Source organism: Kitasatospora sp. NPDC059747 (assembly GCF_042732955.1).
GTDB lineage: Bacteria > Actinomycetota > Actinomycetes > Streptomycetales > Streptomycetaceae > Kitasatospora.
This window is the reverse complement of the sequence record NZ_JBHWGV010000026.1, coordinates 14,318-36,812: the sequence shown is the minus strand read 5'-3', so window position 1 is coordinate 36,812 and position 22,495 is coordinate 14,318. Positions and strand designations below refer to the sequence as shown.

Here is a 22,495-nt window from a genome sequence, read left to right as displayed (position 1 = left end):
GAGGGGTAAGCGGCTACTGGCGTGTCAGCCGGGATTTCTATGCTGTGCTGACGCGCTTTCGGCCGCACGGCCTGGGCGCGGGACCTGGCCGCCGAACCGGGCACCGCCCGGGACGCTTCCCACGGGAGAACCCCATCACCACACTGACCAGTCCCCGTCGTCGAATACTCACCGCACTCGGGCTGACGACGGCGCTGTCCGTCGTCAGCCTGGGATCCGCGCAGGCCGATCCGAGCGCGCCGGCGATGCCCACCAAGGATGTTTCCTACCTCGGCCACTCGTTTCACGTGCCCGCCGACTGGCCGGTGATCGATCTCGCGGCCAATCCGACGGCCTGCGTGCGTTTCGACCGGCACGCCGTCTATCTCGGCACCCCCGGGGCCCGCCAGGACTGCCCCGCACACGTGGTGGGCACCACCGAGGCATTGCTCGTCGAGCCCGGCGCCGATGACGCCGCGTCGGCCACGACCGTGTCGGAGATCGAGCGGAGGGTCCACGCCACCGCTCCAGGGATCACGGCCACCGGAGTCTACGACGATGACCAGGCGCTCGTCCGGACGGTCCTCTCCTCGGCCGGCTTCCCCGCCGGCGCAACGAAGGAGCCGATCGCTGCCCCGCCCACCAAGCGGTCGTTCGCGGCGGCGGCACCTGTCCAATCGTCTCCTGCCGCCACTGCGTCGACCCCGCCCGCGCTGCCGGCCGATGCGACCAAGTACACGGGCAAGGGCTTCGACGCCTGTTCGGCACCCGACACCAACACGATGAACACCTGGCGCGCCAACTCGCCCTACCAAGCCCTCGGCATCTACATCGGGGGCGCCGGCCGAGCCTGCAGCCAGCCCAATCTGACGGCGTCCTGGATGCAGCAGCAGTACTCCGCCGGTTGGCGCTTCCTGCCGGTGTACGTCGGTCTCCAGGCCTCCAGGATCACCGCGCCGGCCGGTCAGGGTGCCGCCGCGGCCGACGATGCCGTGGCCAACGCCGCGGCTCTCGGTCTCGGCCCGGGGAGCGTCCTGTACTACGACATGGAGTCCTACAACGTCGCGACGTACTCCTCGACGGTTCAGCCGTTCCTGTCCGCCTGGAGCGCCGAACTCCACGCGCAGGGCTACAACTCCGGTGTCTACAGCAGTGCCTCCACCGGCATCGCGGATCTGGTCAACAACAGTGGCAGCGGCAAGGGTTACACCATGCCCGACGTGCTGTTCACCGCACGGTGGAACGGCGCTGCGGACGTCAACGAACCGGTGATCCCGAGCACCGCCTGGGCCAACCACCAGCGCGTCCACCAGTACGACGGCAACGTCACCGAGACCTGGGGCGGCGCCACGATCAACATCGACCGCGACTACCTCGACGTCCAGGTCAACACCACGCCCAACGGCAAGCCGACCCTGGCGGGTATCTACCGTCCGGGCGCCCAGACCTTCGCGATGGCCGACAGCACCGGCAACGTCACCGCAGCCGTCACCTTCGGCTCACCGAACGACATTCCGCTCACCGGCCACTGGAGCGGTCCGGGCCGGGACACCATCGGCGTCTACCGGCCGAGCGACTCCGCGTTCTACCTGACCAACGACAACGCGACCGTCGCCGTCGCGGCCCCGTTCGGCAGCCCCGGCGACATCCCCCTGGTCGGGGACTGGACCGGCCAGGGCCGGGACACCATCGGCGTCTACCGGCCGAGCGACTCCGCGTTCTACCTGACCAACGACAACCAGACGGTGGCTTTCGCCATCAAGCTGGGCAACCCCGGGGACGTTCCGATGGTCGGGAACTGGAGCGGCACGGGCAAGGACACCGTCGGGATCTACCGGCCGGGCGACTGCGCGTTCTACCTGAGCAACTCCAACACCTCGGTCGCCATCAACCACACCGTCCTGTTCGGCGCTCAGGGCGACGTCCCGATCAAGGGCGACTGGAACGGGAGCGGGATCGACAAGGTCGGCGTCTTCCGGCCCAGCACGGCGAGCTTCTACGGCGCACTCTACGACTCCGGCTCGGTGCTCTACAGCCTCCGCTTCGGGGCTGCCACCGACACCCCGGTCACCGGCCGGTGGTTCTGATCGCCCAGTAGCGCACGCAGCTCGCCACGCGGCGCACGCCCAGCGAACGGGCCCTCTCCCCGAGGTGGGAGAGGGCCCGTTCGCTGGACTCATCAGGCCGCAGCGGCAGCCTTCGCGGTGGCCTGCGCCGGGATGGTGGCCGGCTCGTTCAGCAGGTCGCCGGCCGGGCTGTTGTACGCCACGAGGTCGAGCGTCTTCTCCCGCGCCGCCACGATGACCGGCACCAGCGCCTGCCCGGCGACGTTCGTCGCGGTGCGCATCATGTCGAGGATCGGGTCGATGGCGAGCAGCAGGCCGACGCCCTCCAGGGGCAGGCCCAGGGTGGAGAGGGTCAGGGTCAGCATGACGATCGCGCCGGTGAGGCCCGCGGTGGCGGCCGAGCCGATGACCGAGACGAAGGCGATCAGGATGTAGTCCTTGATGCCGAGGTCGATGTTGTAGACCTGCGCGACGAAGATCGCGGCGATCGACGGGTAGATCGCGGCGCAGCCGTCCATCTTGGTGGTGGCACCGAACGGGACGGCGAAGGACGCGTACTCGCTCGGGACGCCGAGGCGCTCGGTGACGCGGCGGGTGACCGGCAGGGTGCCGACCGAGGAGCGGGAGACGAAGGCCAGCTGGATGGCGGGCCAGGCGCCCCGGTAGAAGTTGAGCGGGTTGAGGCCGCCGGCGAACCTCAGCAGCAGCGAGTAGACGACGAACAGCACCAGCGCGCAGCCGACGTAGATGTCGGCGGTGAGGGTCGCGAAGGGCTTGAGCAGGTCCCAGCCGTACTTGGCGACGGACTTGCCGATCAGGCCGAGGGTGCCGAGCGGGGAGAGCCGGATGACCCACCACAGGGCGGTCTGGGTCAGCTCCAGGACCGACTCGCTGAGCCTGAGGACGGGCTCGGCCTTGGTGCCGAGCTTGATGACGGCGGCGCCGACGACGACCGCCATGAAGACGATCTGCAGCACGTTCACCTCGGTGAACGCGGCGACGATGTTGGTCGGGAAGATGCCGGTCAGGAAGTCGACCCACGTGCCGCCGCCCTTGGGCGCCTTGAGGCCCTCGGTGCTGAGGTTGGTGCCCTTGCCCGGGTCGGTGAGCAGGCCGAGGCCGAGGCCGATGGCGACGGCGATCAGCGAGGTGATCAGGAACCAGAGCAGGGTGCGGACGGCGAGGCGGGCCGCGTTGGTGACATTGCGCAGGTTGGCGACGCTCACCACGATCGCGGTGAAGACCAGCGGCGGGACGGCCAGCTTGAGCAGCTGGACGAAGGTCTTGCCGATGGTCTCCAGGGTGGTGGCCAGCCAGGAGACGTCGCCGGCGCGGGCGACGTAGCCGAGGCCGACGCCGAGCACGAGGCCGGCGACGATCTGCACCCAGAACGGCGTCTTGCGGATGCGGGCGAGCACGGACGGCGACGAGGTCGCCTCGGGCGCTGTGGACATGGGGGTGCGACTCCGGGGGAGGGCGGTGCTGACGGTGGGGTGCGGCGGGGACGGCGGCACGGCGCGCGGGCCGGGCGGTGAGGGCTCGGCCCCCGGTCAGGGGCGTGCCGCCGGAATACAGCAGGCGGCGCGACAACGGCGCGGGCTGTCCACGGCTCCCGGCAGACGGCACGCGCGGGCGGCGGTGGGCGGGGTGCCCAGGCCGTGCATCCGGGGTGCGTCCGAGGGGGTCATGGGCGACACGTTAGCAGTAAAGGTTTGAGATGTTCAAAGTAGTTGTTTGAGGTCAGGGCGGCGCAAGAGCGAGATCCGGACACGAACGAGCCCGATGCACCATCAGGCGGCCACTCCGGTCCGATTGACCGCCCGACGGTTATACGTATAACCTTGACAACGTCCCTGCTCCAGCACGCCCCACCGGAGAACCGCCGATGGGCTATCTCGCCCTGCTCCGCGCCCCCCACGTCAGCCGCCTCCTCTTCGGCACCCTGCTCGGCCGCCTGCCCGCCGGGATGACCGCCCTGGTCATCGCCCTCGCCCTGCGCGAGGCCAGCGCGCCCTACGGCCGGATCGGCCTGGCCACCGCCGTGTACGCCCTGGCGGCCGCCGTCGGCGGGCCCGTGCTCGGCCGGATCGTCGACCTCACCGGGCAGCCCCGCGTCCTGATCGCCTCCGCCGCCGTCGCGGGCGGCGGGTACGCGCTGCTCGCCCTCGCGCCCGGCTCGGTGCTCGCCGCGCCGGCCGGCGCCGCGATCGCCGGGCTCGCGATGCCCCCGCTCGAACCCTGCCTGCGCTCGCTGTGGCCGGCCGTGGTCGAGGAGGAACAGCTGGACACCGCCTACGCCTTCGACTCCGCCTCGCAGCAGATCCTCTACGTCGCCGGGCCGCTGGCCGTCGCCGGGATCGCCGGCCTCTTCAGCCCCGTCGCCGCGCTGTGGGTGGCGGCCGGACTGGGCCTCGCGGGTGCGCTGGTCGTCGCCACCGCCGCGCCGGCACGGGCCTGGCGGGCCCCGGCGCGCGAGCACTCGGCCGGACTGCTGGGCCCGCTGCGCTCCCCCGGCCTGGTGCTGCTGCTGGTCGGACTGGCCGGGGCCGGCTGGGCGGTCGGCGCGCAGAACGTGCTGTTCATCGCCTACGCCGAGCACCACGCGGGCGCCCTGCCCGGCGGTGCCGGCACGCTGCTGGCGCTGGCGGCGCTCGGCGGGCTGCTGGGCGCGCTCGCGTACGGGGCGGTGAAGTGGCGCAGCGGCACGGGCACCCGGACGTGGGTGATGGCGCTGGTGATGGCCGCCTCCTACCTCCCGCTGGTGGTGCTGCCCGGGCCGTACCCGATGGCCGCGCTGGCGTTCGTGTCGGGGATCGTGCTGGCCCCGCTGCTGGCGGCGGCGTTCGTGCTGGTCGCGGAGCTGGCGCCGACCGGGACGGTGACGGAGGCGTTCGCCTGGCTGGTGACGCTGTTCGCGACCGGGAACTCGCTCGGCTACGCCGTGTCCGGGAACCTCGCGGAGGGCTCGCTGCGGCCGGTGGCGCTGTGCGCGGCGGGCGGGATCGGGCTGGGCGGCCTGCTGCTGTTCGGCGCGCGCCGGTGGTTCCGGGCGGTGCCGCTCGCGCCGGTGCCGCAGCCGCAGCCGGTGCCCGTGGGCTGACCGGCCCCCAGAGACGACTGTGCCCGCCGGAGGTCTGGACCGGCGGGCACAGTCATGCGTGGGCCACGGCCGGTCAGCGGGCGGCGGCGGTGGATGAGCGCAGCACGAGCGAGGTCGCGAGCGGCGGCGGCGGGGCCACCCGCTCGCCGCGCAACAGGCCGGCCAGGGCGGCGGTGCCGGCCCGGCCGAGCTCCTCGCCGGGCAGGTCGACGGTGGTCAGCGGCGGGGCGAGCAGAGCGGCGACCGCGACGTTGTCCATGCCGACCACGGACAGGTCGTCGGGCACCCGCACGCCCAGCTCGGCGGCGGCCTGGTAGACCCCCGACGCCACCACGTCGTCGTCGCAGATCACCGCGCGCGGTGCGTCCGGCCGCTCCAGCATCCCGCGGGCGACGTTCCGGGCGGCCGGGTGTCCCTCGTTCAGCCGGACGCCCAACTCGACGACGTCCAGGCCGAGTTCGGTCACCGCCTGCTCGAAGGCGGCCTGCCGGACCCGGAAGGTGTAGGCGGAGTGGATCGAGCGCAGCCGGCCGATCCGGCGGTGGCCGAGGGCGGCCAGGTGCTCGACCGCGGCCCGCATGCCGCCCGCGACGTCGAGCTCGATGGTGGGCCGGGCGCGGTCGGTGCCCGGGTCCGCGTCCAGGAAGACGGCGGGGGTGTCGGCGGGCAGCTCGCCGAGTTGGCTGTCGTCCGGGGAGCAGATCAGCAGGCCGTCGAAGCGGCTGGTGGTGGCGGCCTCGGCGAGGGTCGCGCTGCCCCAGCCCGAACTGACGACGACGGCCAGGCCGTGCCGCCCGGCCTCCTCGTGGACGCCCTCCAGCACGCGCCCGAAGAACGGGCCGAGGAGGTTGGGGACGGCCAGCAGGATCATCCCGCTGCGGCCCAGGCGCAGCTGGCGGCCGGCCGCCTGGGGGCGGTAGCCGAGGCTGCGGGCGGCCTCGCGGACGCGTTCGCGGGTGGCGTCGGAGACCCGGGAGCCGGCTTCGGAGCCGGAGAACACGAGCGAGACGGTGGCCTGGGAGACCCCGGCGAGCCGGGCGACGTCCCGGCCGGTGGGCCGCCGCGCGGGGGCGGGCCAGGTGCCGGCGGCGCCGTCGGGCGGCGGCTCGGGGGTGTGCGGCTCGGGGGTCTGCGGGAGATCGGCGGAGGCGGACACGGCGGCGGGAGCGGGTCCGGGGCGGTCCGGCCTCAGTTCCGCGCGGCGGCGGCGCGGGCGGCCTCGTCGGCCGCGTCCTCCTCGGCGTTCTGCGCGGCGATCCGATCGGCGGTGCGGCTGCGCATCCCGGAGACCTTGGTGGTGATCTGGGCGGACATGTCGTCGCGCTGGCGGCTCAGCAGCACGTAGCTGAGCGGCGCGGAGGTGATCGCGGCCAGCAGGAAGAGGAAGATCACGCCGGTCTGGCCGCTGACCGGGATGACCCCGAAGTGGCCGAGCAGGAGGGCCACCAGCAGGCAGCCGAGGAAGATGCTGACCCGCAGGGAGGTGTAGCGGAGCGTGGCGTGCGACTTGGCGGGGCCGTTGCTGCTGCTCACTGGGGCACGTCCTTCACTGCGCTGGGGGTCGGGGCCGGTCCCCCAGTGAAGCATGCCCGACGGGCGGAGCGGGGGACGGGTCGCCCGTCCCCCGCTCCGGGCCGTCCGGGACGGCCGCAGGCGCGGGTACCGACGGCCGTCCCGGCGCGGGTGTCGGCGCGGGTGTCGGCGCGGGTGTCGGTGCGGGTGCCGGTGCGGGTGCGGGTGCCGGTGCGGGCCGGGCCCGGCCGTCAGCGCAGGTCGAGCCAGAAGGTGATGTCGTCGCGGTCGTCCCCCGGGGCGACCCGGATCGCGCCGGGGACCCGGCCGACCTCGCGGTAGCCGCAGCGGGCGTAGAACCGCTCCAGGCCCTGGCCGCCGCGCGCCGTCAGCCGCAGGCCGTCCAGCCCCCACTCCCGGGCGGCCCGCTCGGCCTCGGCCATCAACTCGACGCCGTACCCGCGGCCCTGGGTGTCGGGGTGCACCATGACGCGCTTGAGCATCCGCCAGTGCTCCATGAGGTTGAAGCGCATCGACTCGAAGAAGAGCACCCCGACCAGCCGGCCGGTCTCCGTCTCGTGGGCGACGAGCAGGCGGTCCGGCCCCTCGGGGACGAGTCCGGCGAAGTGGTGGTCGGCGGTGTCCCAGACGTCGTCCTCCGTGACCGGCGCCACGAAGCCGACGGCCCCGCCGGCGTTGGTGACGTCGGTCCACAGGCCGACGATCGCGGCCCGCAGGTCGGGGTCGGGCTTCGGGTCGAGGGTGAAGGTGAGCGTCATGGGTGCGGAGCCTAATCGGTCGTTACGACAGGGCGGGGACGGGCCGAGCGGGACGGGTGCCGCGGAGCGCCAGGCAGAGGCCGACGGCGATCGCGCAGAGGGCGCCCGCGCCGTACCAGGTGGCGTCGTAGTTGCCGAGCGCGTCCCGGGCGAAGCCGGCCAGCCCGGCCACCACGGCCGCGCCGATCTGGTGGCTGGCGAGCACCCAGCCGAAGACGATCGGCGCGTCCTCGCCGAAGTGCCGGCGGCACAGGGCGACGGTCGGCGGCACGGTGGCCACCCAGTCCAGGCCGTAGAAGATCACGAAGGCGAGGATCGGCGGCTGCAGCGAGCCGGCCAGCAGCTGCGGCAGGAGGAGCAGGGAGATCCCGCGCAGCCCGTAGTAGACGACCAGCAGGAGGCGGGAGTCGACGCGGTCGGTGAACCAGCCGCTGGCGATGGTGCCGACCACGTCGAACAGGCCGATCATGGCGAGCAGGCTCGCCGCCGTCGTGACGGGCATGCCGTGGTCGTGGGCGGCCGGGATGAAGTGGGTGCCGACCAGGCCGGCCGTGGTGGCGCCGCAGATCGCGAACGAGCCGGCGAGCAGCCAGAACGCCCGGGTGCGGGCCGCGTCGCGCAGCACGCGCAGGGTGCGGGCCAGCGCCCGGCCGTCGGCGGCGGGGGCGGGCGGGGCCTCGGTCGCACCGTAGGGCAGGAGGCCGATGTCGGCGGGGCGCTCGCGCATCAGGAGCAGGACCGGGACGGCGACCGCGCTGGCCGCGAGCGAGACGACGACCACCGCCGAGCGCCAGCCGTGGTGTTCGACCAGCCAGGCGCCGACCGGAAGGAAGATCAGGTTGCCCGCGGCGCCGGCGGCCGTCAGCACGCCGGTGACCAGGCCCTGGCGGGCGCGGAACCAGCGGCCGGTGATGGTGGTGGCGAACGCGCCGGCCATCGAGCCGCTGCCGAGACCGACCAACACGCCCCAGCAGAGCACCAGTTGCCACGGCTCGCGCATCAGCATGGTGAGCCCGGAGCCGACCGAGATGGTGAGCAGCGCGCAGACGACGACCAGGCGCACGCCGAAGCGGTCCATCAGGGCGGCGGCGAAGGGGGCGGTGAGTCCGTAGAGGGTGAGGTTGACGGAGGTGGCGCTGGAGATGGTCCCGAGCGACCAGCCGAACTCGTTGTGCAGGGCGTCCATCATCAGGCTGGGCGTGGAGCGGAAGCCGGCCGAGCCGAGCAGCACCAGCAGGGAGACGCCGGCGACCACCCAGGCGTAGTGCACGCGCCGGGCGGGGCGGGCGGGTGTGGCGGCGGAGGGGGTGGGGGCGAGGACGTTGCGTTCGGTCACGCGGTCGAGTCTCCCGGGGCGGCCGGACGGCGACGAGTGGCCTGAATGCCAGCTTTCGAAAGAATCGGGCCACGATCTGGCCTAGGCTGGCCCGGCCCGCAGCCGTACGGGCCACGCGGGCCATGCGGGCCATGACGGAAGGAACGAGGAGGAACGAGATGGCGCACCTGGTCGCGGTCCTGGCCCTGAAGGGGGTCATCGCCTTCGAACTCGGCATCCCCGCAAGGATCTTCGGCGGCGCGAAGGGGCCCGGCGGCGAGCCGCTGTACGAGGTGGCGACCTGCACGCTGGACGGCCGGCCGGTCGCCACCAGCGCCGACTTCCGGGTGGCCGTCGACCACGGGCCCGAACTCCTGGAGCGGGCCGACACGGTGGTGATCCCGGCCTCGGCCGACGCCAGCCCGGCCACCGCCGACGCCGCCTACACCCCCGAACTGGCCGCCGCGATCGCCCGGATCCGGCCCGGTACCCGGCTGATGTCGATCTGCACCGGCTCCTTCCTGCTCGCCGCCGCCGGCCTGCTGGACGGCCGCCCGGCCACCACGCACTGGCGCTACACCGAGCGCTTCGCCGAGCTGTACCCGCGGGTCCGGCTGGACCCCGACGTGCTCTACACGGACGACGGCGACGTCCTCACCTCCGGCGGGGTGGCCGCCGGGGTGGACCTGTGCCTGCACGTGGTGCGGCGCGACCACGGCAGCGCGGTCGCCAACGCGGTGGCCCGCAACTGCCTCGTCCCGCCGTGGCGCGAGGGCGGCCAGAAGCAGTACGTGGAAGCCCCGAGCCCGGTGGAGCACGGCGGCACCGGGACGGCGGCGGTCCGCGCGTGGGCGCTGGAGCACCTGGACGAACCGCTCGCCCTGCGTCAGCTCGCCGACCGCGCGGGGATGAGCGTGCGGACGTTCACCCGTCGCTTCCGCGAGGAGACCGGCAGCAGTCCGGGCCAGTGGCTCACCGTCCAGCGCACCGAGCGCGCCCGGCAGTTGCTGGAGCGCACCGACCTGACGATCGACCAGGTGGCCCGGGAGTCCGGCTTCGGCACCGCGGCCTCACTGCGGCTCCAGCTGCGCGGACGCCTCGACGTCGCGCCGAGCGCCTACCGCAGGACGTTCCGGGCGGTGTCCTGAACTCGACGGCGAACCGGACGGCGAATCGGATGACGACTCGACGACGACCCGGACGATGGACCGGATGACGAGTCGGATGGCGGCCGGCCGTGCACACCCCGAGCGCGGCACGGCGGGCCGCCATCCGATCGCAACGCACGGGCCCTGAACCCGCACCGGCGCTCCGCACTCGCCGAGGAGGTCGCACCCCTGGCAGGCCGTGGTCCCCCCTGCTGACACGATCCCCCTGGACAGCAGCACCACGACGGCCGTACGGGTGTCCCCTCGGCGTCCCCTCGCGACGGAGAGCTGCACCCAAGCGTGATCAGTCGGATACGTCACGTCAATGGGTTGTCGGAAATTCGGAATGGTTGCGTCAGGTTTCGGCCGGTGATCGTTGCGGCGGTCGCGCCCCTGGTCGGCCCGCTGATCCTGGTCGACCCGGTGATCGTGGTCGGCCCGCTGATCGTGGTCGGCCCGCTGATCCTGGTCGACCCGCTGATCGCGACGCGGCGCCTACTGCGCGAGCGCCGCCCAGTCCACGCCCGCCAGCGGGTCCGCCGGCCGGGCGTCCGCGCCGATCTCGCACCACACCCGCTTGCCCGAGCCGTCCGGGTACCAGCCCCAGCGCTCGCAGAGCAGCTCGACCAGTTCCAGGCCGCGCCCGTTGGTGGCGTCGGCGTCCGGGCCCGCGTGCCGGGGGGCCGGCGCCACCTGGCTCGCGTCCGCGACCTCCACCCGCAGCGGGACGGCCGGTGCCGGGGTGCCCGCCGGGGCGGCGCAGTCCACCGGCAGGCACAGCCGCAGCACGGCCGGACAGCCGGTGTGCACCACGGCGTTGGTCACCAGCTCGGAGACCACCAGCACCACCGTCTCGGCCATCGGCGCGTCCGGGTCGACCCCGTGGTTCAACAGCCGCGAGCGCACCCACCGGCGGGCCCGGCCCACCTCGGCGGGATCCGCCTGCACCGCCAGCTGTACCTGAAGAACCTGCACCGCTCCACCACCCGCACTCGCAGTTCGGCCATCGTCCCGATCGGGCCGGTTCGGCCGGCCGGCAGGGCCCTCGCACGTCCCACCCGGTGCTGGCCGCGACACGAATACGCCTCAGGATGAGCGGGCGGACGGACCGCAGCAAGCGCTTCGGGCATATTCCAGCGATCGGGGGACAGGGCAGTGCATACTGTCCCGTTCACTCTGGCGAACCTCGCACCGGCGCTCGGCCGGACCGCGGCCGACCACGCCGGACCGGCAGTGGCGAACCTACCGCCGCACACCCCCGACACCCGGCCCGCCACTCGCGAACCACCCGTGCGACATATGTCCGACCGTTCTCGAACAGCGGCATCGGCGGACGGTCCCACGAGCCGAACGTCCCACCATGTGACGATCCGAAACTCGGCGTTCCCTTCTTCGGGGATTCCTCCCGCCGCCCGACGGCCGCAAGATACCGTTGAGTAAGCCAGCGGACCCCGGTCAGGAGGGTGGTGTGCGATGGCCGCCCCCGGCCCGATGGCCACCCCGGACCGCGGTGCCGCGACGGCCGCGGACGCCGGCCCCCGCTGGGACGAGCAGCTCCAGCGGCGCCTCGCCCGCGGCGAGGAGACCGCGCTCGGCGAACTCTACGACCTGCTCGCGCCGATGGTGCACGGGCTCGCCGGGCGGATACTGGCCGACCAGGCCGCCGCCGCCCAGCTCACCCGCGAGGTCTTCGCCCACGTGTGGGAGCACCCCGAGGCCTTCGACCCCGCCCAGGGCTCGCTGCGCTCCTGGCTCGGCGCGCTCACCCACCGCCGTGCCGTCGACCGGCTGCGCCTGCGCCGGGCCGCCGAACCGGGCGCCGGGCCCGGGTCCGCCGAGGACGAGATCCGCGAGGTCGCCACCGCCGCGCGCATGCAGTACGTGGTCGACTCCCTCCCCCACAGCCTGCGTGAGACCATCGCCGTGACGTACTACGACGGCCGCACCTACCAGGAGACGGCCCGCCGGCTCGGCATCGGCGAGCAGGCCGCCAAGCAACGGATGCGGCTCGGTCTGGAGCTGCTCGCCACCGAACTGGCCGACGAGCGCGCCCGCCAGTGCGGCCGGACCGCTCGGGACGGGGCCCGCGGCCGGACCGCGCAGGACGGGAACGGGGGCACGTGACGACCACCGGGGAGCAGCACGACGCCCTGCGCTCGCTGCTCGGCGCCTGGGCCCTCGGCGCGTGCCCGCCCGCCGAGGCCGCCGAACTCGAACTCCACCTGCGCGCCTGCGCGGAGTGCGCCGAGGAGGCCGCGCGGCTGCGCGAGGCGGCCGGCTGGCTCGCCGTGGACGAGCCGCTCGACCAGCCGGGCCCGCTGCGCCAGCAGGTGCTCGACTGGTGCCTGGCCCGCCGCCCCGCCGAACTGCCCGTCCCCGCCTGGGGAGTTCCGTACGCGGCGGAGACCGCCAAGCTCGACGCGCTGCTGCGCGACCTCGGCCCGGAGGAGTGGCAGGAGGTCGCCGAACTCCCGTGGCACGGCGGCACCGAGTACCTGCGCCCGGCCGAGGTGCTGTGCCACCTGACCGCCGTCGACGGCTACGTGGCGCTCGCCCTCGGCCTGCCGGACCCGGTGCCGGCCGTCCCGGGCACCGCCGTCACGCCGGTCGAACGCCGGGTGCCGCCGCAGGAGCCGGACGCCCGGCCGCGGGCGCCCCGGGTGCCGCCGCAGGGCGGCCGGTACGCCGGGATCACCGAGCGCACCGCGCGGCTGCTCGCCGGGGCGGCCGGCGCTCCGCCGCAGTCGGTGCGGGCCCGCTGGCGGCGGCAGACCCACGACCTGGTGCGCACCGCCGCCCTCGCCCCGCAGGGCAGCACGCCGGTGGACTTCGGCTTCGCCGCCGTGCCGCTGCGCGACGCGTTCGTGGACCGCGCCTTCGAGTGCTTCGTGCACGGCGAGGACGTGGCCCGTGCGGTGGCCTACCCGTACGACCCGCCGGCGCCGCAGCACCTGCGGCAGATGGTGGAGCTGGCGGTCCGGATGGTCCCGCACGCGCTGGCCGGGCTGCGGGCCGCCCAGCCGGCCGGGGCGGCCGGAGTGGCCGGGGCGCCCGGGACCGGGCGGGGCGGGCGGCGGCTGCGGCTGGTGATCGACGGCCCGGCGGCCGGCGAGTGGCTGATCCCGCTGGACGGCCCGGACGAGGGCCGCGGGGACGGCCGCGCGGAGGTCCGGCCGGGCGGCGAGCCGGTGGCGTCGATGGTGCTGGACGGGCTGGAGTTCTGCCAGCTGGCCGCCGCGCACCGCGATCCCGAGCGGGTGCCGGTCGGCGAGCACGGCGACCGCGCCGCGATCCGCGAGGTGCTGCGCGCGGTGCCGCTGCTGTCGCGGCCCTGAGCGGCCCGAGCGACGCCGACCAACCCCCGAGCCCCGAGCGGCCCTGAGCAACCCCGAGCGGCCCGAGCGACGCCGAGCAACCCCGGAAGCAACCCCGGAAGCAACCCCGAGGGACCCGCCCGTCAGGCGAAGACGACCGTCCGGCTGCCGTTGAGCAGCACGCGGTGCTCACTGTGCCACTTGACCGCGCGGGCCAGCGCCTGGCACTCGACGTCCCGGCCGAGCGCGACCAGCTGGTCCGGGGTGACGTCGTGGGTGACCCGGGCCACCTCCTGCTCGATGATCGGGCCCTCGTCGAGGTCGGCGGTGACGTAGTGCGCGGTGGCGCCGATCAGCTTCACGCCGCGGGCGTGCGCCTGGTGGTAGGGCTTGGCGCCCTTGAAGCTCGGCAGGAAGGAATGGTGGATGTTGATCACCCGGCCGGACAGCGCCTTGCACAGGTCGTCCGAGAGCACCTGCATGTAGCGCGCCAGCACGACGAGTTCGACGTTCTCGCGCTCCACCAGGTCGAGCAGCTGCCGCTCGGCGTCGGCCTTGGTGTCCCGGGTGACGGGGATGTGGTGGAAGGGGATGCCGAAGCCCTCGGTGAGGTCGCGGAAGTCGGTGTGGTTGGAGACCACCGCGGCGATCTCCACCGGCAGCGCGCCGATCCGGCTGCGGAACAGCAGGTCGTTGAGGCAGTGCCCGAACTTGCTGACCATGAGGACGATCCGCATCCGCTCCTCGGTCGGGTGGATCTGCCACTCCATGCCGAACGAGGCGCCGATCGCGGCGAAGCTGGCCCGCAGCTTGTCCGCGGTGACCGGCTCGGCGGCCGAGAAGTGCACCCGCATGAAGAACAGGCCGCTCTCCCCGTCCCCGAACTGCTGGCTGTCGATGATGTTGCAGCCGGTCATGAAGAGGTAGCTGGAGACCGCGTGGACGATGCCCTGCTTGTCGGGGCAGGACAGCGTGAGGACGTACTGGGCACTGGCCGGCTGCTGTTCCACGTGGGGGTATCCCGTCCTGATGGTCGTGCGGTTCGTGAATGGTCCAGCGTGTCACATCCTGGACAGCACCCGTCCCGGTGCCCGTACTGCGGGACGGCACCGCCCGTTCCGCAGTACGGGCACCGGGCCCCCGCTCAGACCGAGGTCAGGATCCGCAGCACGTCCAGCGACTTGGGCGCCGCGTCCGGGTCGTCCCCGTCGTTGACCGCCAGCAGCACGTGCGCCTCGCGCGCGGCCCGGACGGCCTCGGGCCAGCCGGGGTGGCCGACGTAGGCGGTGGCCGGGGCGTCCGCGCCGACCTCGTGCAGCAGGCTGACCACCCGCAGCACGGCGACGTCCACCAGGGCGGCCTCGGTCGCGTCGCGGAAGATCGCGCCGACGTACTTCTCGGCGGACCAGCGGTCCAGCCAGGTGTCCTCCACGAGCCGGTAGACGGCGTCGGTCACGTCCCCGTACCCCTCCCGGCCGGACAGCCAGGCCTCCTGCTGGAAGGCGGGGTCGGACAGCATGTGCAGGGCCGAGCGCAGTCGGGCTCGCCAGCGCCACCAGGGCAGGTCGTTGAGCGGCATGCCGCCCATCGTGCTGGAGCGGTGGCCCGGACGAGAAGGGTTTCGGGCGGACCGGTGCGAAGAATCTGTGCTGGCGGACATGGGGAACGATCGTACGTTCCCGTGCTGTTCGTGCTCCACTCGCGGGATCTACACGCGTTCCCCTCGGGAGTTCGGCACCCGTTTTCCGAGCGTTCACATTTCGGTCCTCTCGGCTTGTGCCGCCGGGGCTTGGCTTGCTCCGGTGCGCCGGAGGGCGCCCCAGAGAGGGAATACCGATGACCCGCCGAAGGGACACCTTCCAGGCCCGGAACCAGATCGCGCGGCAGCGCCGGACCGCGCGCCGCCCGATCGCCGCCGCCGCGATCGCCGCGGCCCTGCTCCCCACCCTCTTCTCGGCCTCCGCGTGCGGCGGACCGGCCGATGCCACGACCGGCTCCGACCTCACCGTCATGACCTGGGCGCCGGCCGGCACCGGCTCGGCCGACCGGCCCGGCATGACGGCGCTCGCCGAGGCCATCGGACGCGACGTGAACAACAAGGGCGGCTTAAACGGACGACGGCTGCGGGTGCTCACCTGCAACGAGCACAACGACGCCGAGGGTGCCAAGGCGTGCGCGCAGCAGGCGGTGGACAACAAGGCGGTCGCCGTCATCGGCTCCTACAGCCAGTGGGGCGACGCCTTCATGCCCGTCCTGGAGCGCGCCGGGATCCCGCTGATCGGCGGCTACGGCCTCTCCCAGCCGGAGTTCAGCAGCCCGCTGTCCTACCCGGTGGACGGCGGCATGCCCGCGCTCATCGGCGGCAGCGGCCGCCAGCTGGTCGACGCCGGCTGCAGATACGTTTCCCTGGTGCGCCCGGACACCCCGGCCGGCGACAACCTGCTCGGCTACCTGGCCAACGCGCTCAAGCCCGCCGGGCTCAAGCTGCTCGACGTCAAGGCGCCCGAGAAGTCCAACGACTACACGCCGGTGGTGCGCAAGGCGATCGGCAAGGACGAGCCGGGCAACTGCGTGACCATCGCGCTCGGCGCCGAGCCGACCGGCAACCTGCTGGACGCCTACCGGCGGCTGGGCCCGAGGAACACCAGGATCGCCTCGGTGATCGGCAGCGTGCAGCAGTCGGTGGTCGACTCCACCGGCGGCGACAGCGGACCGCTGGGCGGCGCGTTCGTCACCAGCTGGTACCCGCCGGAGTCGGCCAAGGTGTGGGACGGGCTGCGTGACGTCGTGCGCGCCGACGGCCGGACCATCGACGTGTCCGACCCCGGCGTGGAGACCACCTGGGTCGCGTACGAGGTGTTCCGCGTCGTCTCCGACAAGCTGACCTCGGCCGGCAAGGCGGTCGACTCGAAGACGATCACCGCCCTGCTGGACAGCGGCGAGGGCGTCGACGTCGGCCTCACCCCGCCGCTGAGCTGGGGCACCACCAACATGCTGCCCAGCACCGAGTCGCCGCGGCTGGTGAACACCTGGGTCACCTACCAGGTGGTGAAGGGCGGCCGGATGACCCTGCAGCAGCCGGGCTTCGTCGACGTCCGCTGGGTGCTCACGGGCAGCAAGCCCCCGGCGTGACGGTGTGCGGGCCGCCCTCGTGAGGCGCGGGCGGCCCGCCCCTCCGACGCCCTCCTACAGGTCGCCGTCGCCGCGGCTCGGCAGGCCGGTCTGCGTCGCGATCGCGTTCCAGAGCGTGGACGCCTGCTTCTTGGCGTTCGTCGCCGAGCCGCTGGCCGTGACCGCGTTCTTGTAGTGCTGGTTGTCCTGCTTGCCGCACGCACCCGGGGCCTGCGAGTCCGAGGCCCAGGCCGCGTACTCGTCGTCCGCCTGCGCCGAGGCCGTCCAGGCCGCGTTGAGCTGCTCGACCAGCTGCGCACCACCGGGCAGCTTGTCGGTCTTCAGCTGGCCGAGCTTGGTCTGCAGCTCGCGCCGCTTGCCGGCCGCGGCGGTCAGCGCCTGCTGCGACTCCGGCAGCTGGTTGCACTTCTGCACGGCGCCGACCGCGTTCACGACCGCCGAGCGGCTGTCGCTCGCGGTGCCCAGCAGGTCCGACAGCGGCTGCGCCTGCGCCTTGACCTCCGGGTCGACGGCGGCCGCCGAACCGCTCGCGCCCGCCGGGCCGGTCGAGGCGCTGCCGGCCGAGGCCACCGGCGGGGTCTTCTTCTTGTCGCCGCTCGTGCTGTCGTCGCCGCCGCTCATCAGCACGGCGACGAGGATCCCGGCCGCGGCGCAGCCGGCCACCACGCCGCCGATGATCAGCTTCGAGGACGGGCGTCCGCCGCCGCGCCCCTCGCGGACCGGCACCGCGGAGGTCTGGTACTCGGCGCCGGAGTAGTCGACACCGGAGTAGCCGGGCTGGACCGGCTGCGGGTGGGCGGCCGGCGGGTAGCCCTGGTGGCCGTACGCCTGGTCCGGCTGCGGTGCGTATCCGGGCGCCTGCTGCGGGTAGCCGGGGGCGCCCGGGTAGCCGCCGGCCTGCGGGTCCCCGGTCGGGTACGGCGGGAGGTGCTGGGTCTCCGGCGCCGGGGCGCCCTGCGGGTAGCCCTGGGCCCCGGGGGCCGGGGCGCCGCCCCACGGCGCGCCCTGGGCCGGCATGGCCTGCGTCGGCAGCGCGTGCCCGCCCTCGCCCAGGTACTCCGGCTGCCCGGACGGCTGCCCCACCGGCGGCATCTGCTGGCCGGGGGCGCCCTGCGGCTGGCCCGGCTGACCCGCCTGACCTGGCACGACGGCCTGCGGGCCCTGCTGCTGGCCGGGCTCGGGGCGGAACAGGTCGTCCAGGTTGAAGTCACCCGAGTTGGGATACGAGCGGCGCTGGCTCAACGCGATTCCTCACCTGTGCACGACCGCGCGCTGACGGCGGACCACATCTCGTCGGTTCTTGGGAGCATCACAGTTCCTTGGACGTCGCGCCCACGCTACCGGTTCGCCTCACCGGGTGACCACGTGGGCGGGACATCACGACCTGCTCCCCCGCGGGGGACGATCCGCTCAGGCGGCCTCCGCGTCCGCCCTGGCGTGGAACTCGCGGACCACCCGCTGCTCCCGGTAGGGCTCCAGCCGGCGCCGGAACTCGTCCAGGTACTCCACGCCCCGGTTGGAGCGCAGCCCGCTCAGCAACCGGACCGCCTGCGCGCCCGTCTCGCAGGCGCGCTCCAGGTCCCGCTGCTGCAGCTGCGCCGTGGCCAGCAGGACCAGGTCCACCGCGCGGCGGCGCACCCGCGTCGGCGGGTGCAGGTCGAGCGCCCGGCGGGCGTAGTGCTCGGCCTGGCCGGCCTGTTCCAGGTCCCGGTGGCAGTGGGCCAGCTCGTCGGCGAGGTAGGCGTCGTCGAAGTGGACGATCCAGTCCGGGTCGTCCTCCGGGCGGCGCTTCTCCATCATCTCCAGCGCCTTGGCCGCGACCGCCTCGCACGAGCGGGCGTCGCCGAGCAGCGCGTGGCCGCGGGCCTCGGCCGCGTAGAACATCGCCATCGCCGTCGGGGTGGCCACCGTCCGCGCGCCCTCCTGCGCGGCGCGGGCGAGTTGGGCGATCTCGCGCGGGTTGCCCAGCGTCGCCGCGAGGTGGCTCATCGAGGCCGCGAGGACGTAGCCGCCGTAGCCGCGGTCGTCCGCCGCCTGCGCGAGGCGCAGCGCCTGGATGTAGTAGCGCTGGGCGAGTCCGGGCTGTCCGGTGTCCACCGCCATGTAGCCGGCCAGCTCGGTCAACCTCGCCACCGCGGCGAAGAGTTGGCGCCCGGTCTCCTCGCGGTAGGCCCCGCCGAGCAGGCCGGAGACCACCGAGTTGAGGTAGTGGACGACGACCGGGCGCACGTGCCCGCTGCCGAAGCGGTGGTCCAGGTCCACCAGCATCGTCGTGGTCGCCTTGATCGCCGCGACGTCCGTCGGGCCGACCCGCGGGCCGCCGGTGCGCGCCACCACCGGGTCCGGCGGGGTGATCAGCCAGTCCCGGCTGGGCTCCACCAGGGCGGAGGCGGCGACCGTCGCCCCGGTCAGGAAGTCCCGCCGGCCGACGTCGCTGCGCCAGAGCTCGCAGACCTGCTCCAGGGCCGCGCCCAGGGTCGGCGCGAACTGCAGCCCGATGCCGGAGCTGAGGTTCTTGCCGTCCGCCATGCCGATCTCCTCGACCGACACGCTGCGGCCGAGCTTGCGGCCCAGGGCCTCGGCGATCACCGCCGGCGCCTGCCCGCGCGGCTGTTGGCCGCGCAGCCACCGGGCGACGGAGGTCTTGTCGTAGCGCAGGTCCAGTCCGTGCTCGGCGCCGCAGAGGTTGACTCTCCGGGCCAGGCCGGCATTGGAGCAGCTGGCCTCCTGGATCAGTTGCTGCAGACGCTCGTTGGGCTGTCGTGCGACGAGTGGTCTCGCGGCCATTGGGCTTCGCCTCCCCACACCCTCCGGTCCCGGCCGGCGGGCGACGATTCTGCTGATCTGTTGCCGACTGTCCGACCGTCCAAGGAATCTGACACCAGGTTAGCGATCAGCAACGCCAGCGGGATACCCACGGTGACGAACCGCACCCCCCACGCGCCCTGGGAAATGCTCCCGTGCGCCCCCTCTGCGCCCGCCCCCGCCCGCCCCAACTCGGTTGAGTCACCGGTTCGGGTGACATTGCCATCATGCGCCCATCCGGGCACCGCGGGGCCGTAACCAGGCTCACACACGGTAGTTGAGCAGCGCGTGGAAGACATCCCCGACTCCCCCGACCAGGGCAAGAACGCCGGACTGCCCCCGCTGCTCATCGAAGCCGTCAGCTACGCCGAGAACCGCCACTGGGAGGTCGCCCCGGGCGCCTGGCTGATCGACGGCGACGGGCCCGCCCGCTGCTCCTGCGGCGACCCGCGCTGCCCGCTGCCCGGCGCCCATCCGCTGGACGCGGACTGGGCCCGCAAGGCGAGCGCCGGCCCCGGGGCGGTGCGGCGCTGGTGGACCGAACGGCCGCAGGCCTCCATCCTGCTGCCCACCGGCCGCTCCTTCGACGTCCTGGACGTCCCGGAGGTGGCCGGCTGCCTGGCGCTGGCCCGGATGGAGCGGCAGGACCTCCAGCTCGGCCCGGTCGTGGCCGTCCCCGCCTCCCCCGGCCGGATCGGGCGCCGGCTGCACTTCCTGGTGCTGCCCGGGGTCGCGGCCAAGCTCCCGGAGATGCTCCGCAAGCTCGGCTGGCCGCCCGGCCGGCTCGACCTGGTCGCCCGCGGCGAGGGGGACTGGACGGTCGCCCCGCCGTCCCGGGTCGGCAGCACCGGGTACGCCCAGTGGGCCCGCTCCCCCTCGGCGCTCAACCGCTGGCTGCCGGACGCCGCGGAGCTCATCAGCCCGCTGGCGTACGCGTGCGGCCGCGAGGCCCCCTCGGCCCGCCCGCAGAACGCCCAGCCGGCGGGGGTGCACTGAGGCCGTGGTGCGCCGGAGGGACGTCGGCCGGGCCGTTCGGCCCAGCCGGATTCACCCTCCCCCGGACAGCCGCCCTGCGCCTATCGGGTGAGGGCGTGCCCCGCGCGACACAACGCGCGCGAGTGACGGGCCTTGTCTCCCACCGGAGGCGGGGCCTGTCATACGCATGTGCGGATAAAGGCCCGGTCTACCCGCTGGTCAACCGGAGAAGCCCCTCGTACGAGTGACAGCGCTCAAGGATTGCCATGATCGGCCGAGGGGAGGAATCCGGTGCGAGGGGACGCCGGAAGGGACGCTCGGACGGGGAAGCCGGGCGGGGCGGTGCGGAGGGGAAGCGGGAGGGACCGGAGGGGACGGGAGGGAAGAGGGGGACCGGGGAGGACGAAGAGGCCCGCTGCACGGGGAGCAGCGGGCCTCTTCGTCGTGTGCGACCTCGTACGACCCGTGTGCAGCCGCGTGCCGCCGATGTGCCCTCGCGTGCGCCGTCGTGCGCCGCCGACGGCGCGGACGGCCTGGCGGCTCGGACGGCTCGGCGGCGGCTCAGGCCTGGGCGACGAACACGTGCTGGGCGATGTCCTTGCCCAGCTCCGCGGCGTTCTCGCCGGTGCCCACCAGGACTCCGCCGACGCCGGGGCTCACCATGACCGTCGAGCCCGGGCGGACGCCCGCCCGGCGCAGCCTGCGCATCAGGCCCTCGTCGGTCTGGATCGGCTCGCCGATCCGGCGGACCACCACGCTGACGCCCTCCTCGCCCGGCTTGACCGAGTCGAGCTGGACCAGCGCGGCGTCGAAGCCCTCGCCCTCGGCCTTGGCGTCGCCGAGCTCGTCGAGGCCGGGGATCGGGTTGCCGTACGGGGACTGGGTCGGGTGGCCGAGCATGGCGAGCACCTTGCGCTCGACCGTCTCGCTCATGACGTGCTCCCAGCGGCACGCCTCCTCGTGCACCTGTTCCCACTCCAGGCCGATCACGTCGACCAGCAGGCACTCGGCGATGCGGTGCTTGCGCATGACGCGCACCGCGAGCCGGCGGCCCTCCTCGGTGAGCTCAAGGTGGCGGTCCCCGGCGACCTGGAGGAGGCCGTCGCGCTCCATCCGGCCGACCGTCTGGCTGACGGTGGGGCCGCTCTGCTCCAGACGCTCGGCGATCCGGGCGCGCATCGGGACGATGCCTTCCTCCTCCAGCTCCAGGATGGTGCGAAGGTACATCTCAGTGGTGTCGATCAGCCCAGACATCGCCGCTGGCTCCGTTCTTCGGGGTCCTCACCGACAATTCTGACGTACCGGCCCGACAACCGGGCCCGCCCGGGGGCTTCCGGTACCGGTTTTCGTTCCTGTTGACAGCGGGACCGCCGAGGCACCACCGTGCTCGCCGTAGCTTTCTCCACTGGCGGCCGGGACCTCCCGGGCCGCCCCACCCGGGCCGGCTCCCTCACCGGCAGAGAGCGGAGGCACCAGATGAACGACCTGGTCGGCCGGTACTTCGACGCCGCGATCGCCCATCTCCAGCGGGTCCGCGAGGAGGAGGCCGAGCCGATCGAGGCCGCCGCCGCGCTGCTCGCCGAGGCGGTCGCGCAGGGCCGCCGGGTCTTCACCTTCGGTGCCGGGCACTCCTCGCTGCCCGCGCAGGACGTGGTCTACCGGGCGGGCGGACTGGTGCCGGTCAACCTGCTGAACGTGCCCGGGATGGCCGGGGTGACGGTGATGCCCGCGCCGCTGGCGAGCGCCCTGGAGCGGGTGTCCGGCCTGGCCACGACGAGCCTGGACCTCACCCCGGCGACGGCGGGCGACGTGCTCTTCGTGATCTCGCTGTCCGGCCGCCAGGTCATGCCGGTCGAGCTGGCCCGGTACGCGCGCGACCGCGGGCTGAAGGTGATCGGGGTCACCTCGCTCGCGTACCCGGGCGAGGTGCCCTCGGCGCACCCGTCGGGGACGTACCTGAAGGACAACTGCGACGTCGTGCTGGACAGCAAGATCGCGGTCGGCGACGGCGAGCTGACCCACCCGGGCGCCCGCACGACGTTCGGCCCGGTCTCGACGATCGTCACCAGCGCCCTGATGCAGGCCGTCGTCGCCTCCGCCGTGGGCCGCCTGGCGGAGGCGGCGCAGGCCGGCACCGCGGAGGCGCCGCCGCTGTTCCGCTCGGGCAACGTGCCGGGCGGGACGGAGTGGAACGTCCGGCAGATGAGCGACAACGCGGAACGGATCTTCTACACCTACTGAGCCGCACCCACGGCCCCCGGGCCGCTCCCGCCGGGCCCCGGGCCGCCCGCCGGACAACCACCCGGGGGTTCCCGGCCATTGCGGGCCGGACGGCCGGGCGGCAGGCGTACCGGGGAGCCCGCCGGGGCA

The 22,495-nt window shown here is 73.8% G+C and carries 19 protein-coding genes; 8 read left to right on the top strand and 11 right to left on the bottom strand.

What is annotated here, in order from left to right:
• Positions 1-245 precede the first annotated feature (245 nt).
• Positions 246-2,066 carry a glycoside hydrolase domain-containing protein gene (locus tag ACFV4G_RS14215; RefSeq protein ID WP_380439975.1) on the top strand — a complete coding sequence of 607 codons (1,821 nt, stop codon included), beginning with the start codon at positions 246-248 and terminating at the stop codon, positions 2,064-2,066.
• A gap of 92 nt (positions 2,067-2,158) precedes the next feature.
• Here ACFV4G_RS14215 and ACFV4G_RS14210 read toward each other — a convergent pair whose 3' ends face one another.
• Positions 2,159-3,499 (bottom strand): dicarboxylate/amino acid:cation symporter, encoded by a 1,341-nt coding sequence (locus ACFV4G_RS14210; RefSeq protein ID WP_380439973.1) that lies wholly within the window; start codon positions 3,497-3,499, stop codon positions 2,159-2,161.
• 431 nt (positions 3,500-3,930) lie between these two features.
• Between ACFV4G_RS14210 and ACFV4G_RS14205 the strand changes: the two genes are divergently transcribed.
• Positions 3,931-5,145 carry an MFS transporter gene (locus ACFV4G_RS14205; protein ID WP_380439971.1) on the top strand — a complete coding sequence of 405 codons (1,215 nt, stop codon included), beginning with the start codon at positions 3,931-3,933 and terminating at the stop codon, positions 5,143-5,145.
• A 73-nt stretch (positions 5,146-5,218) separates the two neighbouring features.
• Here ACFV4G_RS14205 and ACFV4G_RS14200 read toward each other — a convergent pair whose 3' ends face one another.
• From ACFV4G_RS14200 to ACFV4G_RS14185, 4 genes are all read right to left on the bottom strand, one after another.
• Positions 5,219-6,301 carry a LacI family DNA-binding transcriptional regulator gene (locus ACFV4G_RS14200; RefSeq protein WP_380439969.1) on the bottom strand — a complete coding sequence of 361 codons (1,083 nt, stop codon included), beginning with the start codon at positions 6,299-6,301 and terminating at the stop codon, positions 5,219-5,221.
• A 32-nt stretch (positions 6,302-6,333) separates the two neighbouring features.
• Positions 6,334-6,678, bottom strand: a complete 345-nt coding sequence (locus tag ACFV4G_RS14195; RefSeq protein WP_380439968.1) for a DUF4229 domain-containing protein — start codon at positions 6,676-6,678, stop codon at positions 6,334-6,336.
• A gap of 230 nt (positions 6,679-6,908) precedes the next feature.
• Positions 6,909-7,436: a GNAT family N-acetyltransferase gene (locus ACFV4G_RS14190; RefSeq protein ID WP_380439966.1), complete on the bottom strand. Its 528-nt coding sequence runs from the start codon at positions 7,434-7,436 to the stop codon at positions 6,909-6,911.
• A gap of 22 nt (positions 7,437-7,458) precedes the next feature.
• Complete coding sequence (locus ACFV4G_RS14185) at positions 7,459-8,772, bottom strand: MFS transporter (protein WP_380439963.1); 1,314 nt, start codon at positions 8,770-8,772, stop codon at positions 7,459-7,461.
• Positions 8,773-8,930: 158 nt separating this feature from the next.
• Here ACFV4G_RS14185 and ACFV4G_RS14180 point away from each other — a divergent pair, with 158 nt between their 5' ends.
• Positions 8,931-9,899, top strand: a complete 969-nt coding sequence (locus tag ACFV4G_RS14180; protein WP_380439961.1) for a GlxA family transcriptional regulator — start codon at positions 8,931-8,933, stop codon at positions 9,897-9,899.
• A gap of 495 nt (positions 9,900-10,394) precedes the next feature.
• Here the strand turns inward: ACFV4G_RS14180 and ACFV4G_RS14175 are convergent, their stop codons facing one another.
• Positions 10,395-10,874 carry an ATP-binding protein gene (locus ACFV4G_RS14175; RefSeq protein ID WP_380439958.1) on the bottom strand — a complete coding sequence of 160 codons (480 nt, stop codon included), beginning with the start codon at positions 10,872-10,874 and terminating at the stop codon, positions 10,395-10,397.
• Between the two features lie 498 nt (positions 10,875-11,372).
• On the opposite strand from ACFV4G_RS14175, the gene ACFV4G_RS14170 reads away from it, so the two are divergent.
• Entirely contained in the window at positions 11,373-12,023 is a 651-nt protein-coding gene (locus tag ACFV4G_RS14170) for a sigma-70 family RNA polymerase sigma factor (protein ID WP_380439956.1), read from the top strand.
• Positions 12,020-13,234 carry a zf-HC2 domain-containing protein gene (locus tag ACFV4G_RS14165; protein WP_380439954.1) on the top strand — a complete coding sequence of 405 codons (1,215 nt, stop codon included), beginning with the start codon at positions 12,020-12,022 and terminating at the stop codon, positions 13,232-13,234. The genes ACFV4G_RS14170 and ACFV4G_RS14165 overlap by 4 nt, the downstream gene beginning before the upstream one ends.
• A gap of 122 nt (positions 13,235-13,356) precedes the next feature.
• Here the strand turns inward: ACFV4G_RS14165 and purU are convergent, their stop codons facing one another.
• Positions 13,357-14,223 carry a formyltetrahydrofolate deformylase gene (purU, locus tag ACFV4G_RS14160; protein ID WP_380439952.1) on the bottom strand — a complete coding sequence of 289 codons (867 nt, stop codon included), beginning with the start codon at positions 14,221-14,223 and terminating at the stop codon, positions 13,357-13,359.
• A 134-nt stretch (positions 14,224-14,357) separates the two neighbouring features.
• Entirely contained in the window at positions 14,358-14,873 is a 516-nt protein-coding gene (locus tag ACFV4G_RS14155; protein WP_380439949.1) for a hypothetical protein, read from the bottom strand.
• 176 nt (positions 14,874-15,049) lie between these two features.
• Here ACFV4G_RS14155 and ACFV4G_RS14150 point away from each other — a divergent pair, with 176 nt between their 5' ends.
• Positions 15,050-16,345, top strand: a complete 1,296-nt coding sequence (locus ACFV4G_RS14150; protein ID WP_380439947.1) for an ABC transporter substrate-binding protein — start codon at positions 15,050-15,052, stop codon at positions 16,343-16,345.
• A 54-nt stretch (positions 16,346-16,399) separates the two neighbouring features.
• On the opposite strand, the gene ACFV4G_RS14145 is transcribed toward ACFV4G_RS14150, so the two are convergent.
• Positions 16,400-17,587 carry a hypothetical protein gene (locus tag ACFV4G_RS14145; protein WP_380439945.1) on the bottom strand — a complete coding sequence of 396 codons (1,188 nt, stop codon included), beginning with the start codon at positions 17,585-17,587 and terminating at the stop codon, positions 16,400-16,402.
• 168 nt (positions 17,588-17,755) lie between these two features.
• Positions 17,756-19,132 (bottom strand): transcriptional regulator, encoded by a 1,377-nt coding sequence (locus tag ACFV4G_RS14140; protein ID WP_380439943.1) that lies wholly within the window; start codon positions 19,130-19,132, stop codon positions 17,756-17,758.
• A 315-nt stretch (positions 19,133-19,447) separates the two neighbouring features.
• Here ACFV4G_RS14140 and ACFV4G_RS14135 point away from each other — a divergent pair, with 315 nt between their 5' ends.
• Positions 19,448-20,146 (top strand): bifunctional DNA primase/polymerase, encoded by a 699-nt coding sequence (locus ACFV4G_RS14135; RefSeq protein ID WP_380440058.1) that lies wholly within the window; start codon positions 19,448-19,450, stop codon positions 20,144-20,146.
• 540 nt (positions 20,147-20,686) lie between these two features.
• On the opposite strand, the gene ACFV4G_RS14130 is transcribed toward ACFV4G_RS14135, so the two are convergent.
• Positions 20,687-21,379, bottom strand: coding sequence for a metal-dependent transcriptional regulator (locus tag ACFV4G_RS14130; protein WP_380439941.1), 693 nt, complete (start codon positions 21,377-21,379; stop codon positions 20,687-20,689).
• Positions 21,380-21,601: 222 nt separating this feature from the next.
• Here ACFV4G_RS14130 and ACFV4G_RS14125 point away from each other — a divergent pair, with 222 nt between their 5' ends.
• Positions 21,602-22,366, top strand: coding sequence for a sugar isomerase domain-containing protein (locus tag ACFV4G_RS14125; protein WP_380439938.1), 765 nt, complete (start codon positions 21,602-21,604; stop codon positions 22,364-22,366).
• Positions 22,367-22,495: the final 129 nt, after the last annotated feature.

Excerpts from the sequence above, each read along its gene's own strand:
- ACFV4G_RS14215 (WP_380439975.1), top strand. The coding sequence starts at position 246 with ATGCCCACCAAGGATGTTTCCTACCTCGGCCACTCGTTTCACGTGCCC.
- ACFV4G_RS14150 (WP_380439947.1), top strand. The coding sequence starts at position 15,050 with ATGACCCGCCGAAGGGACACCTTCCAGGCCCGGAACCAGATCGCGCGG.
- ACFV4G_RS14205 (WP_380439971.1), top strand. The coding sequence starts at position 3,931 with ATGGGCTATCTCGCCCTGCTCCGCGCCCCCCACGTCAGCCGCCTCCTC.
- ACFV4G_RS14210 (WP_380439973.1), bottom strand. The coding sequence starts at position 3,499 with ATGTCCACAGCGCCCGAGGCGACCTCGTCGCCGTCCGTGCTCGCCCGC.
- ACFV4G_RS14130 (WP_380439941.1), bottom strand. The coding sequence starts at position 21,379 with ATGTCTGGGCTGATCGACACCACTGAGATGTACCTTCGCACCATCCTG.
- ACFV4G_RS14155 (WP_380439949.1), bottom strand. The coding sequence starts at position 14,873 with ATGTCCGCCAGCACAGATTCTTCGCACCGGTCCGCCCGAAACCCTTCT.
- ACFV4G_RS14190 (WP_380439966.1), bottom strand. The coding sequence starts at position 7,436 with ATGACGCTCACCTTCACCCTCGACCCGAAGCCCGACCCCGACCTGCGG.
- ACFV4G_RS14180 (WP_380439961.1), top strand. The coding sequence starts at position 8,931 with ATGGCGCACCTGGTCGCGGTCCTGGCCCTGAAGGGGGTCATCGCCTTC.
- ACFV4G_RS14170 (WP_380439956.1), top strand. The coding sequence starts at position 11,373 with ATGGCCGCCCCCGGCCCGATGGCCACCCCGGACCGCGGTGCCGCGACG.
- ACFV4G_RS14140 (WP_380439943.1), bottom strand. The coding sequence starts at position 19,132 with ATGGCCGCGAGACCACTCGTCGCACGACAGCCCAACGAGCGTCTGCAG.
- ACFV4G_RS14125 (WP_380439938.1), top strand. The coding sequence starts at position 21,602 with ATGAACGACCTGGTCGGCCGGTACTTCGACGCCGCGATCGCCCATCTC.